The following is a 14702-nucleotide window of genomic DNA, read 5'->3' as shown; positions in this document are numbered from 1 at the left end:
TTTTCTCCCCAATCCGGGGTAGTCATGCTATATTATAGGAATATGGCAAATGGGCGTGATCGCATCTTACTCGTCGAAAGCGATCCTGTTGTGGCAGACCTGATCGGCAGACAGGCGCTCCAATCGGTGGGATATCAGGTGGTGGTGGTGGGCGATGGCAATTCCGCCATTGCCCGCGCCGTGCAATGGAACCCCGATCTGGTACTGGCTAACCTTAATCTGCCGGGGTTGAGCGGCAAAGACCTGATGGTTGCCCTGCAGGCTCAGGGCTTACAGATGCCCGTGATCCTGCTGGCAAACCGCGGGCAGGAAGCCGATATCGTGCAGGCATTCCGTCTCGGAGCAACCGATTATCTGCTTCTGCCGGTTCGGGAAGCCGAAGTAGTCTCGGCGGTAGAACGCGCCCTCAAACAGGTGCACGAACGCCGCGAACGAGAGCGCCTGCAACAACAACTCCAGCAAACCAATCAGGAACTGCAACAGCGAGTGCGCGAATTGACCACCATTTACTCCGTTGGAAAGGCGGTCACCTCCATCACCGACCTTTCCCTGCTGATGGATCGCATCCTCGAAGGAGCGGTGACCGTGACCCAGGCGGATGTGGGCTGGTTTCTCCTGCGCGACGAGGATAGAAAACCCTTTGTGCTGGTCGCCAGCACCAACCTGCCCAATTCACTGGGAGCGGTGCGTGGCAAGCCCTGGGATGATTCAATCAGCGGGCTGGTTGCCATGTCGGGCGAGCCGTTAAGCATTCACGGCGAGCCGCTCAAGCGGTTTAAAATCTCCAGTCTGGGGCAGGCAGCCCTGATTGTGCCCATCAAAGCCGTGTCCAGAGCGCGCCGCCACGTGGTAGGCTTGCTGGTGATGATGCGTCGCGCTGCCACTGCCTTTAGCGCCAGCGAACAGCATCTGCTGGAAGCCCTGGCAGACTACGCCTCGATTGCCCTGACAAACGCTCACCTCTTCCGCGCCGCTGAAGAGCGCGCCCGCTCGCTGGAACTGCTGGCACAAAATGCCCGGATCGGCGAGCGCATCAACTACGATATTCTCAACACGGTGCGCGAGTCCATGGCATCGCCAATTGCCGCCGCGGCGGATGCCCTGAACAAACTGGGTAAGGATCCCACCGCACGCTGGCGTCCTGACCAGAGGCAGTTGCTCTCCACCATTCAGGAAAAACTGGATGTTCTGCACCAGATTGTGGAAGCCATTCCTTCCCCACCCACCGGCGAGGCGCGTTCGACGCCGGTCAAACTGAACGACCTGATTCGTCAATCGGTCAGCCGCGCGCAGAAACTGGCACAACCCAACCGCCTGACCCTGACCACCGAACTCCCCCCGGAAACCGTAGCGGTGAACGTGGAAGCCAGTCTGCTGGAACCGGTGCTCGACAGCGTGCTGGCAACCGCCATGCGCCTGAACGATTCAGGCAGTCCGCTGGTCATCCGCCTGGAACGGGAGAAAGACGGAAGCGCGCATTTACAGGTGCGCGTTTCCGGGGTAGTTCTGCCGCCAGCAGACATTGATCGGGTGATGAACGATACCCACCCGATGACTGCTCCCTCTGCGCCGCGCTTCAGCGGGCTGGGCATCCGGATGAAATTAATACAGGAAATCCTCAGCCGACAGAACGCAAAGATCTGGCTGGAAAGCCAGAGCGGAAAAGGCACGGTTTTCCATCTCTCATTGCCCTCTGTACCTCATTTTTCGGGTAAGCCATAAAGCATGTTGCCTCAAACGACCGAAACGATTTTAATTGCCACCCCCAATCCGCAGGTGAACTTCCTGCTGGAGCGCATGATTCGCTCGATGGGGTACGGCGTGTTCATCTGCGCCGACCGTGCCAGTCTGAAGAGTATCCCCTCTGGACTGGCTCCCACCATGATCTTCGTCTCTGAGAAGATGGACGGCGAGAGCGCCGAAATGGAAACGGCGCAGGAACTTGCCTACCGCTTCCCTGCCGCACCGGCAGTGTTGTTCGTGGAACGGGATCAGCCGGAAAAACTCAAAGCCGCCATGCGGTTGGGGTTTATTGATTATCTTTCTCTGCCCTTACGCACCGATGACATTCTGCGGGTGCTTCGCCATGCGCTGGAAATTGGCAGGTTGCGCCGGGAAGCCATCTTAATTGAAACCCGCCGCGCCACCGCCAGTTTGCAACAGCGTCTGGATGAACTTGAAACCCTTGCCCGCCTCGGGCGCACGGTGGTCAGTTCGCTGGATCTGGATCATGTCCTCGGCGCTGTGGTGGATGCCGCCGTGGAAATGACCGGGGCTGAAGAAGGCAGTCTGTTAATGCTCGACCCTGCGACGGGGGAACTGTACATGCGGGCAGCACGTAATTTTAATGAAGATTTCGTGCGCACCTTCCGCCTTCCGGTCAAGGATACGCTGGCAGGCACGGTTATCCGCACCGGGCAACCCGTCCTGCTGGATGACAGCACCCCGCAAAAAATCAAGACCACCTATCTGGTGCAGAGTTTACTGTATGTACCGCTGGCGGTTCACGGGCACACCTTTGGCGTGCTGGGCGTGGATAACCGTCAGCGCGGCACCTCATTCAGCGAGCATCATCTGAAACTGCTGGGGGCGCTGGCTGAGTTTGCCACCATTGCCATCGAAAATGCCCGCCTTTACACTGAAACCATCGCCGAACGGCGCAAACTGGAAACCGTCCTCACCAACGTACAGGACGGGGTAGTGCTGATGGACCGGGAAAAACGCCTTCTGCTGGTCAACCAAACCGTGCGTCAGGCGTTCTCCCTGCCCGAAAACCATCTGGTGGGGCGCTCATTCCGGGATGTCTTCACCCATCCTGCCCTGCTGGAACTGCTGGAGGGACTGGATAACGGCACCGACCGCACCGAACTGCAGGTGGAAGACGGCAGATATTTCGCCGTGCGGGCTTCTCCCATCCCCGAAGTGGGAACTGCCCTGACGTTTTCGGACATCACCAACCTGAAGAAACTGGATCAGATCAAGAGCGATTTTGTCCATACCGTTTCACACGATTTGCGCTCGCCGCTGACCGCCATCCTGGGGTATGTGGAACTCATCGAACGGGTGGGAACGGTCAACGACCTGCAACGGGATTTCATCCGCCGTATTCAGGTCAGCGTGCACAACATCACCAGTCTGGTGGATGATTTGCTCGATCTGGGACGCATCGAAGCCGGTTTCGACACCCGCAAAGAGCCGGTGGCGCTGGATACCATCATCCGCTACAGCGTCGAGGGCTTCAAGAAAGCCCTGGGAGAAAAGGGACACACTCTGCAACTGGATCTGCCCGCTCAATCCCCCAGTTTGCTTGCCAACCCGGTGCAGATGCGCCAGATGGTGGACAATCTGCTGGATAACGCCATCAAGTACACGCCGCAAGGTGGCAGAATTCAGGTCTCTCTGCGAGTGGAGGGCAACCAGTTGCTCTTCCAGGTCTCCGATAACGGCATCGGCATTCCCCCCATTGACCTGCCCTACGTCTTCGACAAGTTCTACCGCGCCAGCAACGCCGCTCCAGACGTCTCTGGTACGGGGCTGGGGCTGGCAATCGTAAAATCCATTGTCGAGGCGCACGAAGGGCGCATCTGGGTGGATTCGGCGGTAGGCAGCGGTTCGACTTTTACCGTGGTACTCCCTTTGAGCGGAGGATAAATACCGTTCTATGAGCATCTTTGATGGCCAGCGGTTGGATAACCGCACCTTTAAATTAGACATCGAGCGCATGCGCCGCGGCTGGTACAGCGACAAGTACTTCGTCAACATTGCCGTGATGCTGAACGAACTGTCCCGCCGCAAAGTTCTGTACCGCGGCGACAAACCCAACCTGCCACCTCACATGGCGCCTAACGATTTACCAGTGGGCGATATCGAGGTGGAGATGCAGTGGTTCACCCGCCGACCGGGCACAACCATTGTGGTCGGCGTGGATAAAGCCCTGACCATGCTCCGTCACTGCACCGGTTACTGGGAAGGCGACCATTTCGTGGATACCCATGAGCAACTGGAAGTCTGGGCTGTGCATGACGGCTCGCTGGTTCATTATAACGGCGACCCGCTCAACATCACCCCGGTAATGCGCGTACGCGGGCGCTACCGCGATTTTGCCATGCTGGAAACGCCCACCCTGGGCATCCTCACCCGCGCCAGCCGGGTAGCCACCAATGTGTACGAAACCCTTATCGCCGCACGGGGCAAGCCAGTGTTGTTCTTCCCCGCACGCTTCGATGTGCACGAAGTCCAGGCGGCAGATGGGTATGCCTACAACATTGCCGTCCAGCGCTTCAACATGGATTACGCCAGTACGCTGGGACCGTTTGTCTCCACCGATGCGCAGGGCGACTGGTGGGGCGGGTACGGCGGCGGGACCATTGCCCATGCCGCCATTGCCTGTTTTCTGGGCGATACTGCCGAAGCCATGCTGGCGTTCTCTGAAGTGTTGCCCAAGAGCATCCCGCGCATTGCGCTGGTGGATTTTAACAACGACTGCGTGGGCGATTCCCTGCGGGTGTGCCGCAAGATGTTCGACCGCTACCGTGCGCTGATTGAAGCAGGGAAACCGGACGAGGCGGAACGCTATCGCCTGTATGGGGTGCGCCTGGATACCAGCGGCAGTTTGCGCGATATCTCCGTGCCCCCTCTGGGCGATCCGGATCTGGACCTGGGGGTCAACCCCCGCCTGGTGTTCCTTGTACGGCAGGCGCTGGACAGCGCCGCCGAAACCTGGGATGTGCCGCCCGAATGGGTGGAACGCGCCCGCGAGTACTGCCGTGGAGTGAAGATCGTCGTCTCCGGCGGTTTCAATCCGGATAAAATTCGCCGTTTTGAGAAACTGGGCGTTCCAGTGGATATCTACGCGGTGGGTTCATCGCTTTTCAACAACCATGGTCCCACTGTTACCGACTTTACCGCCGACGTGGTGCGCGTGAAAGTACACGGCGAATGGGTCGACATGGCAAAAGTCGGGCGCCGTCCGCGCGACAACCCCGAAATGGAACGCGTCTGGTAAGCGGTGGACATGTTATAATCCTGAAATATGGACAGGAATTTTCGATTTGCCACCGGGTTTGTTTTCATTCTGCTGATCGGGCTGATGCTGGCAAGCCTGGCTTTGCCGGTTGCGGCGCAACCCCCTGAGCAGGTCACCTATCAAACCCCCACCCCTCAGCCAGACGGGCGCATCCTCTATATTGTCCAGCCAGGAGATAACTGCCTGCGCATTGAACTGCTCACCGGCGTGAAGGTGCAGACTCTGCGCGAACTGAACAATCTGGACTCTGCCTGTACGCTGGTGCAGGGGCAGGAACTGTTGCTGGGGGTGGCAACGGTAGAACCCACTCCCACACCGGCTCCGGATATCACCCCCACTCCCTTACTCCCTACCCCCACTCCCATGCGGGGTACAGGACAGGTATGTATCATCCTGTTTGCCGACCTGAACGGAGATGCCGTGCGCGAGGATAACGAACCGCCCATTCTGGGCGGCGCAGTCAGCGTCACCGATCGCACCGGCAATGTGTCCCTTTCCGGTTTAACCACCGATAATCCCGACAACCCCCTGTGCTTTGCCGATGTTCCAGAAGGGGAGTACAACGTCAGCCTGGCGGTGCCGATGGGCTACAACCCCACAACCACTACCAGCGTGCCGATCAAACTGCTGGCGGGAAACGTCTCGGTGATTGACTTTGGCGCGCAAATCAGCGTGCGCCAGCCGCCACCCGGCGAAACCCAGAGCGGTGGGCGGTCTCCCCTGTTGCTGGTGCTGGGCGCGCTTCTGGTGCTGGGAGGCATCGGGCTGGCGGTGTATGTGCGTGTGTTCCGCAATGTGGGCGGTGAATGAGCGTTTCTGCCTTTGTGCCTGCCATTCTGGAAGAGCCGGGAAGAGAGGCTATCCGGCAAGCCACGCTGAACCTGGCGGAAGCGCTGGCAGTTTCTGAGGAATTTCAGGCATTTTTACAGACTGCTCAGGCGGTGCATGGCGATGCCGACGTGCACCGCCTTCTGGTTGCCATCCGACAGGGACGCACCCGCTATGACCAGGGGGAGGCGCCCTCTCTGCAATCTCAGGTGGAAGCCCTGCCGGTCATGCGCGCCTACCGCCGCGCAGAACAAGGGGTGCGATTCCTTTTTTCGGCAGTGGTACAGCAAATCAGCCGCTCTGCCGGAGTGGATTTTCTGGAGCACGTCCATCAGGAAATGAACGCCTGCGGGATGCCGGTTCACGTTGTTTCCGATGAGGTGATCAACCTTCCGGAAACGCTCTCCGAGCCTTACGCTGATCTGGCACGGCAGTTGGGCGAAGCCCTGCGCAACTCTCCAGAAGTGCGCGCCTACCTGGCTGCCCGGCAAGCCGTGCGCGAGGATGCGGCGCTGGCGGCTCTGCGGCGCGAGGTGGAGGAAATGGAGGAATCATTCAACGCCCGCCGCGCCAGCGGATTCTATCCGGCGGGGGGAGAACTGGAACTGTATGCAGAAAAGCAGGCACAATTACGCCAGCATCCCCTTTTGGTAGCGAAAGAGGATGCCCGCGCGCAGGTGATGAACCTGTTCAGCGCGGTGCACACGCTTCTGTCCAATTCGCTGGGCATTTTGTTCAGCGAACTGGCAAAGAAACCAGCCATGTTTTAAATAACCTTTTTCCAGCATTGGGAAATAAAGAAGGAGGGCGGCTGTTTCAGCCGCCCTCTGATTTACAGGCTCAATCCGGACTTATTTGATGTCGGCGAGTTTGATCTTGCCGTCAATGATGTCCTTCTTGATTTGCTCGATTTCAGCCTTCAGTTCCGCAGGAACCTTGCTGTCGAGGTTGTGATACGGGGCAATGCCCACACCGTTGTTGGCGAGGGTACCGACCACGTTCGTGCCACCCTTGAAGGCGCCATCTTTGACCTGCTTGGCAACCTCAAGCGTGGTGGCGTCCATATTCTTCAGCACAGAGGTCAGGATGATGTCCTGATACCCTTCGGCGGTGAGGAACCAGTCGGAGTCTACACCGATGATCAGCGCGTTGCCGCGTTCCTTGACGGCGGCGGCGGTGCCCAGACCCACAGGACCAGCCACGGGCATGATGATATCGGCGCCTTCATCCATCAGGGTGATGCCGAATTCTTTACCCTTGGTCTGATCGTCGAACGAGTTGGTGAAGAGACCCTTGTCGGGGGCGGCGAGGTCATAACCCAGCACTTCCACGCTGGTGCCTTTCACCTGATTGTAGTACTTGACGCCGCGCACGAAGCCATCCATGAAGATGGTCACGGGCGGGATGGGCAGACCACCAAAGGTCCCGACCTTGCCGGTCTTGGTCATGCCAGCGGCGAGGTAGCCAGCCAGGAAAGCGGCTTCATCGGTGGCGAACACCTGACCCACCACATTGGGGATGGGCGGATCATAGGCGAAGTCCACGATGGAGAATTTGAAATCGGGGTTGGCTTCAGCCGCGGCTTTGGTGGCATCGCCCAGCAGGAAGCCGACGGTCACGATCAGGTCGCACTTCTCTTCGATGAAGGCGTTCAGGTTCTTTTCGTAATCGGCGACTTCTTTGGACTCCAGGTACTTGGCTTCAAAGCCCAGTTCATCCTGCGCACGCAAAGCGCCTTTCCAGGCGGTGGCGTTGAAGGATTTGTCATCAATACCACCGGTGTCGGTGACCTGACAAATCTTCAACTTCTTTTCAGGCGCCTGAGTAGCAGTCGCCTGAGGCGTGGTGCAGGCGCTCAGAACGAGCGAAAGGATCAGCACCAGAGCCAGCACGAGGGAAAACTTTTTCATACGATTCTCCTCCACTGAGAATTGAGTTTTGGGTTACACAGCAAAACCAGAGAGGTTGTCAAAACAATCCACCTCTGGCTACCGGTAACTGTATAGAAGAGTATAATGCGCTTTCCCGATGGATGCAAGTATGAGATGCGCACATTTTTCTGATAAAAATCACAACTTTAATCCCCTGTCTGAGCAGTCCTGGCTTCGCCGCGGCGCACGCCCAGCATCATCACCAGCGCCACCAGCATGAAGACCGGTCCAACCAGCATGGTGTTGCTGTAGTTTTTGCCGGTCAGCTGGATGATCCAGCCATTCAGGTTGGGTCCGGCAATGGCGGCAAGGGTAGAGAAGAGGTAATACAATCCCGTGTACGTACCCACCCGCAACTGATCGGTCATGTCCACAACCATCGGCAGGGAGTTCACGTTGATCATTGCCCAGGCAATACCGGCAAGCATCAAAATCAGTCCCACCACAGGCACCACTCCCAGCACCGGCAGGCGCGTGATTTGGATCAACAGAACCTCGGGGGGCAGAAAATACATACCCAGCATACAGGCAGAGAGCAGTACAATGCCGGTCATGATAACCTTGCGGCGTCCCAACGCGCCTCCCAGCATACCGGCTGGCAAAGCAAACAGCACAAACAACAGTGACAACTGTCCCAGCAGGCGGGCGCCATCGCCGCCGGGCAAGCCCAGATGGTTCTGCGCGTACAGGGTGAAGAAGGCTTCGATGGCGTTGTACGCCACGAACCAGAAGAAAATCGCCAGCAGGATGCGCAGGGCGCTGCGTTCCTGAGAGGTGAGTACTTCCTTCAAACTGTGCCACAGAGAGGGCTGTTCTTCCGAAGTCGTCTCGTATTCTTTAGGTTCTTTAATGAAAATGAAGACCATCAACGCCGCCAGAATAACCAGCGCCGATCCCATCCAGAAGGGATAGGCTTCGTTGATGTTGAAAAGGGGGCCACCCACCAGTGTGCCCAGGATCGCGCCCAAGCCGCCCATCAGATTGATAATGCCGTTTGCCTGTGAACGGTACTGTGAGGGAGTGATATCGGGCATGAGCGCCACCACCGGGGTGCGCCAGAACGCCATGCTCAAAATCAGGGTGCTGGTGCAGGCGACGAATAAAGGCAGGACCGAAGCCAGCGGAATCAGCCCAAAAACCAGCGCCGCGACCGGTGCGCCGATGAGAATGAAGGGCATCCGCCGTCCAATGGGCGTGCGCAGACGATCTGACCATGCCCCCACCGGTGGCTGGATGAAGAGCGCGGCGATGTTGTCAAAGGTCATGAACAAGCCAATCAGCCACGGCTCAATGTGGAAGCGGTTGGCAAGAAACAGCGGGACGAAAGCGTTGTACACCATCCAGATCACGCTGACGCCAAAGAAGCCGAACCCCAGCAAGAACGTTCGACCGACACTGAATTTCATGCAATCCTCCTCAGGGTTGAGATGGTTGAGTCATTCATGTCCCCGAATCATTCAGGGACTTACGCACCTGTTCCAGGAACTTCCGGTCTTCTTCGCTCAAAGGCGCTTTTTCCAGCAAATCGGGACGGCGCTGAAGTGTGCGTAAAAGCGCCTGCTGGCGGCGCCAGCGGGCAATTTCAGCATGATTGCCCGAAAGCAACACCTCAGGCACCTTCCAGCCGCGGAATTCCGCCGGGCGGGTGTAGTGGGGGTATTCCAGCAAACCGCTGGCATGCGAATCATCCATGGCGCCATCGGGGTCGCCAAGGGCACCGGGAATCAGTCGGGTGATGGCATCCATGACAATGAGCGCGGGGAGTTCCCCGCCGGTGAGGACGTAATCGCCAATGGAAAGTTCATCGGTCACCAGATATTCGCGGACGCGCTCATCCACCCCTTCGTAGCGCCCACACAACAGCGCCAGATGGGGGTACTGTGCCAGTTCCATGGCAACCTGCTGGGTGAAAACCCTGCCCTGCGGGGTGAGCAGAATGACCGGACAGGCAGGCGGCGCGCCCAGCACCGACTCCACGGCGTTGAAGATGGGTTCGCATTTCATCACCATGCCGCCACCGCCGCCATACGGGGGTTCATCGGTGACGTGGTGGCGGTCGGTGGCATAGGCACGGATATCATGGACATGCACTTCCAGCAAGCCGCGTATACGCGCCCGCTCAAGGATGCTTTCGTTAATGTAGGGTTCGATCAAACCGGGAAAGAGGGTAAAGACATCAAAACGCATGTCTTTATTCTACCGTAGAAAAAAGAAATGGCGCTGTCCCCTCCCGGTTTCCCGTGCCGGACAGCGCCTCAAAGGGGCTTTACAGAGATTATTCTTCGGAAACTGCCTCTGTGTGATTGTTGACAATGGCTTTTTCCTCGGAGTTGTTGAGCACCGTTTCGAGTAATTCAATGGCTTCGGGGTTGAACTGGGTACCGGCATTGCGGCGCAGTTCGTACAGGGCTTCTTCTTTGCTCATGGCAGGGCGCTGAGGCATTTCTACCAGCATGGCAGCAAAGGCTTCGGCAACGCTGATGTAACTGGCTTGCACCGGAATTTGACGCCCGGTCAGATGATCGGGGTAACCCCGCCCATCCCAGCGCTCGTGATGATGGTACACCCAGGGAACAATGCGTGCCACCGCGTCAATGGGTTTGAGGATTTGCGCCCCGTAATACGGATGCATCTGAATCTGGTACCAGTCGTCTTCGGTGAGCGGTTCTACTTTGGAAAGGATGGCTTCGGGCACCGAAATCTTGCCCACATCGTGCATCAGCGCCGCCAGCACCAGGAAATCTGCGTCGGTTTTGTTCATACCGGCTACCGCCGCCATCTTCCGCACCAGCACGCTCACCTGTTCGGAATGCCCGCGCAGGAAGCGGTCGCGCGCCTCGATTGCCGAGATGAGCGAACGCGCCATGGCACTGACCTGCGTAAAGACATCTTCCTGACTCTCCGAGGTCACCGCGGTTACCAGCGAGCGGGTAGCCCCCGGTCGGCGGCGTTCCAGATAGGTCAGTTCGGTTTCTACAGTGTTTTCGTAGGTGGAGACAAAACTCTCCAGCACCTCAATGGCATGTTCCAGCTCCTGGCGGTCCCCATTTGCCCACAACTGCGGAATCTGCTCATGCAGTTTGATGGTCATGCGGGCAATCTCTTTGGCGGGGATAACGGTTTTTCCCAGCGATGCCAGCATGTCGTGACGGGTGACCAGACGGGTGAATTTTTCCTCCACCTCGCGCACCCGCATGGAGAGAGAGGGCAGTTCCCGCACCATGGACTCAAGGTTATAGATTTGCAGGATGACCTCATCCGGATTGAGCGCGCCGGAGCGTTCATCCTCAAAAATTTTGTTCAAACGCTCGTTCCAGATGCGCTGGGCTTCTTCTAATTGCAAAATTTGAGAACCAAAGGTGACTCTGCCCTCCCGATGGAGTTGTTCCAGATAACCAATTGCCAGATCAAGCGAACGCCGTGCCGAGGAAATGCGCTGAATGTATTCCTGGCGGCGCATTTCTTCCCTGCGCTGGAGTTCTTTTTCGATTTGCTTCTGGTTGTATTCTGCCAGTTCCGCCGGCGCCTGCGACAGATATTCCATCAGGGCGTTCTGGTCGGAGAGCAATTTCTGCCATGCCTCTTTCAACTGGCGCAAATCCTTTACCCGACGCAGAAACAGAGGACGATTGCGCATGTCCTGCTCAAGACGGGCTTTTTCCTGCAGGATGTGATTAAACAAATCCCACACCCGGCGGTCGGTATCAGCGGCTTTGTAATCCAGTTTACTGATGAACAGGCGGTAATCGTTCAATCCTGCTTCCAGTTCAACCAGTTTTTGCTGAATTTTTTCCGGAAACCCTCCCAGTTCCCGACGCAGTTGTTGCCACTCCTTAAAAGTAGCCGTCCACCCCTGCGAGGTTTCCACGGGGGGAAGGTTTTCTTTAACCTCATATTGAAGACTGGTTGCCTGATCCACGTTTTCTCCCATATTCCATACCCAACAATCTCGATAAAATCCCCTAAGGTTATTATAGCGATATCCTCTTCAAAAAAACATTGTTATTTCCTTGCAACTCTGCAAACGCCATTCTCATTCAGATGAACCTATGTACAATATATATAACCCCAACGAAACATAGAGGGAGAAGATGAGTCCACAACGTATTACCCGTGTGCTGGTCGTTGAAAACAACATTCAAGCCGTTAAGACCTTCCGGAAACTGCTCTCGCTGATCGAAAATATCGAGGTGATTGACTTCATCACCACGGCGCAGGAAGCGCTGGAGATGGTGGCTGAAATGAAGCCCGATGTCATGCTGGTAGAAGAACATCTGCCAGATATTGACGGCATCAGTTTCACCGAAATCATCCGCCGGGATTATCCTGCCACGCAGGTCATCATTGTCTCACAGGACAAGCACTACGATACCGTCCTGCGCGCTCTGCGCAATGGCGCTTCAGACTTTCTGGCACACGATGTTTCGATTGGGGAATTTCGCGAAGCCATTCTGCGCGCCAGTGAACTGGCAGCCCGGGAACGTGCCAGTTACAATGCATTTGCACCGGTAGAGTCCCGTACAGAAGCGCCAGATTCCGGCATACGCGCCGATGTGATCGCCGTGTACAGCCCGCGGGGCGGCTCCGGCACCACCACCATTGCCAACAATCTGGCGCTGGCACTGCGAGACAACGAAAGCCAGATTGCCCTCATTGACGCTTCCCTGCAATATGGAGACGTAGATATCCTCTTCAATGAATTGGGACGTCTCTCGTTGATGGATTTAACCCCCATCGCATACGACCTGGACCCCAAGGTGGTCAAAGAGTGCATGATTCTGCACCGCTCGTCCGGGTTGTACCTGCTGGCGGCGCCCAAACATCCGGTCATTTCTGAAGCGCTTTCGGGAGAGCAAATCTGCCGCGTGCTGGAGTACACCCGCAACCTCTACAACCACATGGTGATCAACACCTCGTCCTACATTAACGAGTCGACTCTGGCGGCGCTGGATGTCGCTGATCTCATTGTGCTGGTCGGTACACAGGAAATTTCCTGTATTAAGTCCCTGCGTTCCTTTCTTGAAGTATGGGATAGCCTGGGGATGAAGCGCGAGCGTCTGATGCTGGTCATCAATAAATATCGCGCCGAAAGCCCGCTGACCACCAAAAAAATCAGCGAGACGCTCAATCATCCGGTGGAACTGTTCATCCCCGAGGATCAGGAAAGCGCCCTGCGCGCCGCCAATCTGGGCAACCCCTTAATGATCAGCAACCCGAACGCGGATATTTCCCAGTCCATCGCGGAACTGGCAGACCGGGTGAAAAAGAAACTGCCCGCCCTGCAGAGCGAGCAGCGTTTCCGTTTGTTCATGAAAAATCAGTAACTCCCTTCAGGGAGCATTGAAAACCACAAAGGTATCGCTCTGGCAGATGGGCTCTGCTGAGGGCAGGTTCAGGCAAATCTGATACTCGATCACGCTTAAATTGCTGACCCCCTTGAGCGGCGGCAACGTCACCGTTGAAATCCCTTCCCGGTTGGTAGGCGGCAACGATAAAGTCAGCGTCCGCCCGGGCAGAGTTACGGTGGCTGTTCCGGAGACGAGAACCATCGGTTCCCCGCTTTGACGATAAAAGACGTTCATTTGCAGGACCTGATGATCAGAGTCGCTGACCTGTGGATAGGCTTCGGAAATCATCAGATTGACCGTCTGCGGGGTAAAGGCTTTCGGCAGCGTCAACTGATCGGCAAGGCGCCGGGCATACTCCACCCCCTGGGGCACCAGCCGGACGCGCTTCTCTGAAGGGGCAGTGGGTTGATAGTCCACACAAAAGTTTTCAAAGCACTGCCGGTACACGCCGTTCTCTGCAATTTGTCGGACATCGCCCAGCGGTTTACCGCTGTTGCGCACCCCGCCCAGCCGTACAATCAGATCATCCACCTCAAGCGGAACCAGAAACCCCAGTTGCTCATCCACCAGATGAAAAACCATTCCGGCTTGCTCGCGGTAGGGGTAAGGCGTTTGAGTAATCTCGTTACCCAGCCAGAGCGTGAGCGGGCGCAGAGCAACTTCCGAGGGGCGATCCAGCGGGGCATAGAGAATGGCGTTTTCGTAAACCTGCTCAAGCATGCCATCGGGGGTAACAGTCGGCGCCGCGACGGGTTCGCCCAGGGCTTCCCAGTGCCGCGCGGTCACCATCCGCTCGAATGGCTGGGTGATCAGGCCGTTCTGGATGATATTCCAGTATTCCTGAGTGCGCTCCGAGCATTCCACCCCGCACAGATACGCTCCATAGGGCAATAGATGCACCGTGCCGGGCGGGTCTTTGAGACTGCGGTAAAAACCCAGATTCTCAAAAAACTGCTCGTATCGCGCGTAATCGTGGTTGATGCGAACATGCGTCAGCGGTGCACCGGCAAAAATGGACAGACGCTGGTAGGATTCGACAAATTCGGAATACACCCAGTACCCTTCAACCAGCAGGTCATGGACTTCATCATGCACCACCGGGATACTGGCATCGTCACGCACCTGCAGTTGCAATCCCAGCGGCTCAAAGCGGATGCGTTTACCGGGTTCCATCTGGGCAGGATCGTACGCCAGTAACCCTGCCTCCACATACTGATAGCGCTTTTGATTGGCATCAAAAGGCGCAGACAACACCCTCCCCAGAAGCGCCTGCCCTCCCAGATTCTGATAGAACTCCACGAAGACCGGATCCAGCGCAATGGATGGTCGAGGGTGTGAAACGGTCCCGCCCTGTGTGGTGGGTAAACTGCATGCCATCATGGGGAAAAACAGAGCGAGACCCAGAAAGATCCATCGTATCAGTGCCCCTCTGCGCATTATTGCCCCCTCACTCCCTGTGTTACGGCAAGATTGTGATTTTGTGTACTTTTTACAATATAGAATTTTTTACCGATCATGTAAAGAGGAAGGATGCCCGGAAACGCAACAATTGCATTACAATTTTTTACC

Annotated in this window: 11 protein-coding genes; 6 read left to right on the top strand and 5 right to left on the bottom strand. The window is 56.8% G+C overall.

Going from position 1 to position 14702, the window contains the following annotated elements:
* The first annotated feature begins 42 nt into the window (after positions 1–42).
* The 5 genes from LHF31_RS03525 to LHF31_RS03505 are packed head-to-tail and all read left to right on the top strand — an operon-like array spanning position 43 to position 6624.
* On the top strand, positions 43–1722 hold the full coding sequence (locus LHF31_RS03525) for a response regulator (protein WP_298002768.1): 1680 nt from the start codon (positions 43–45) through the stop codon (positions 1720–1722).
* Positions 1723–1725: 3 nt separating this feature from the next.
* Positions 1726–3651: an ATP-binding protein gene (locus LHF31_RS03520; RefSeq protein WP_303773571.1), complete on the top strand. Its 1926-nt coding sequence runs from the start codon at positions 1726–1728 to the stop codon at positions 3649–3651.
* 10 nt (positions 3652–3661) lie between these two features.
* A complete protein-coding gene (locus LHF31_RS03515; RefSeq protein WP_298002764.1) occupies positions 3662–5005 on the top strand; it encodes a nicotinate phosphoribosyltransferase in 1344 nt (447 codons plus the stop codon).
* Between the two features lie 27 nt (positions 5006–5032).
* The gene (locus LHF31_RS03510; protein WP_298002762.1) at positions 5033–5836 is read left to right on the top strand and encodes a LysM peptidoglycan-binding domain-containing protein; all 804 of its coding nucleotides are present in this window, start codon (positions 5033–5035) and stop codon (positions 5834–5836) included.
* Positions 5833–6624, top strand: coding sequence for a YlbF family regulator (locus LHF31_RS03505; protein WP_298002759.1), 792 nt, complete (start codon positions 5833–5835; stop codon positions 6622–6624). The genes LHF31_RS03510 and LHF31_RS03505 overlap by 4 nt, the downstream gene beginning before the upstream one ends.
* An 81-nt stretch (positions 6625–6705) precedes the next feature.
* On the opposite strand, the gene LHF31_RS03500 is transcribed toward LHF31_RS03505, so the two are convergent.
* From LHF31_RS03500 to LHF31_RS03485, 4 genes are all read right to left on the bottom strand, one after another.
* Complete coding sequence (locus LHF31_RS03500) at positions 6706–7764, bottom strand: BMP family protein (protein WP_298002758.1); 1059 nt, start codon at positions 7762–7764, stop codon at positions 6706–6708.
* A 167-nt stretch (positions 7765–7931) separates the two neighbouring features.
* Positions 7932–9191, bottom strand: a complete 1260-nt coding sequence (locus LHF31_RS03495; protein ID WP_298002754.1) for an SLC45 family MFS transporter — start codon at positions 9189–9191, stop codon at positions 7932–7934.
* Between the two features lie 34 nt (positions 9192–9225).
* Complete coding sequence (gene trmD, locus LHF31_RS03490) at positions 9226–9972, bottom strand: tRNA (guanosine(37)-N1)-methyltransferase TrmD (protein ID WP_298002753.1); 747 nt, start codon at positions 9970–9972, stop codon at positions 9226–9228.
* 88 nt (positions 9973–10060) lie between these two features.
* Positions 10061–11704: an HD domain-containing phosphohydrolase gene (locus LHF31_RS03485; protein WP_298002750.1), complete on the bottom strand. Its 1644-nt coding sequence runs from the start codon at positions 11702–11704 to the stop codon at positions 10061–10063.
* Between the two features lie 172 nt (positions 11705–11876).
* Between LHF31_RS03485 and LHF31_RS03480 the strand changes: the two genes are divergently transcribed.
* Entirely contained in the window at positions 11877–13109 is a 1233-nt protein-coding gene (locus LHF31_RS03480; RefSeq protein WP_298002748.1) for a response regulator, read from the top strand.
* A gap of 6 nt (positions 13110–13115) precedes the next feature.
* Here the strand turns inward: LHF31_RS03480 and LHF31_RS03475 are convergent, their stop codons facing one another.
* Entirely contained in the window at positions 13116–14570 is a 1455-nt protein-coding gene (locus tag LHF31_RS03475) for a hypothetical protein (protein WP_298002746.1), read from the bottom strand.
* Positions 14571–14702: the final 132 nt, after the last annotated feature.

Origin of the sequence: Anaerolinea thermophila, assembly GCF_020723905.1 — a bacterium.
Lineage (GTDB): Bacteria > Chloroflexota > Anaerolineae > Anaerolineales > Anaerolineaceae > Anaerolinea > Anaerolinea thermophila_A.
This window is presented reverse-complemented; position numbering and strand designations above follow the sequence as displayed.

What these genes read in the sequence shown, in the direction of transcription:
- LHF31_RS03525 (WP_298002768.1), top strand. Translation starts at nt 43, where the DNA reads ATGGCAAATGGGCGTGATCGCATCTTACTCGTCGAAAGCGATCCTGTT.
- LHF31_RS03520 (WP_303773571.1), top strand. Translation starts at nt 1,726, where the DNA reads ATGTTGCCTCAAACGACCGAAACGATTTTAATTGCCACCCCCAATCCG.
- LHF31_RS03515 (WP_298002764.1), top strand. Translation starts at nt 3,662, where the DNA reads ATGAGCATCTTTGATGGCCAGCGGTTGGATAACCGCACCTTTAAATTA.
- LHF31_RS03510 (WP_298002762.1), top strand. Translation starts at nt 5,033, where the DNA reads ATGGACAGGAATTTTCGATTTGCCACCGGGTTTGTTTTCATTCTGCTG.
- LHF31_RS03505 (WP_298002759.1), top strand. Translation starts at nt 5,833, where the DNA reads ATGAGCGTTTCTGCCTTTGTGCCTGCCATTCTGGAAGAGCCGGGAAGA.
- LHF31_RS03500 (WP_298002758.1), bottom strand. Translation starts at nt 7,764, where the DNA reads ATGAAAAAGTTTTCCCTCGTGCTGGCTCTGGTGCTGATCCTTTCGCTC.
- LHF31_RS03495 (WP_298002754.1), bottom strand. Translation starts at nt 9,191, where the DNA reads ATGAAATTCAGTGTCGGTCGAACGTTCTTGCTGGGGTTCGGCTTCTTT.
- trmD (WP_298002753.1), bottom strand. Translation starts at nt 9,972, where the DNA reads ATGCGTTTTGATGTCTTTACCCTCTTTCCCGGTTTGATCGAACCCTAC.
- LHF31_RS03480 (WP_298002748.1), top strand. Translation starts at nt 11,877, where the DNA reads ATGAGTCCACAACGTATTACCCGTGTGCTGGTCGTTGAAAACAACATT.
- LHF31_RS03475 (WP_298002746.1), bottom strand. Translation starts at nt 14,570, where the DNA reads ATGCGCAGAGGGGCACTGATACGATGGATCTTTCTGGGTCTCGCTCTG.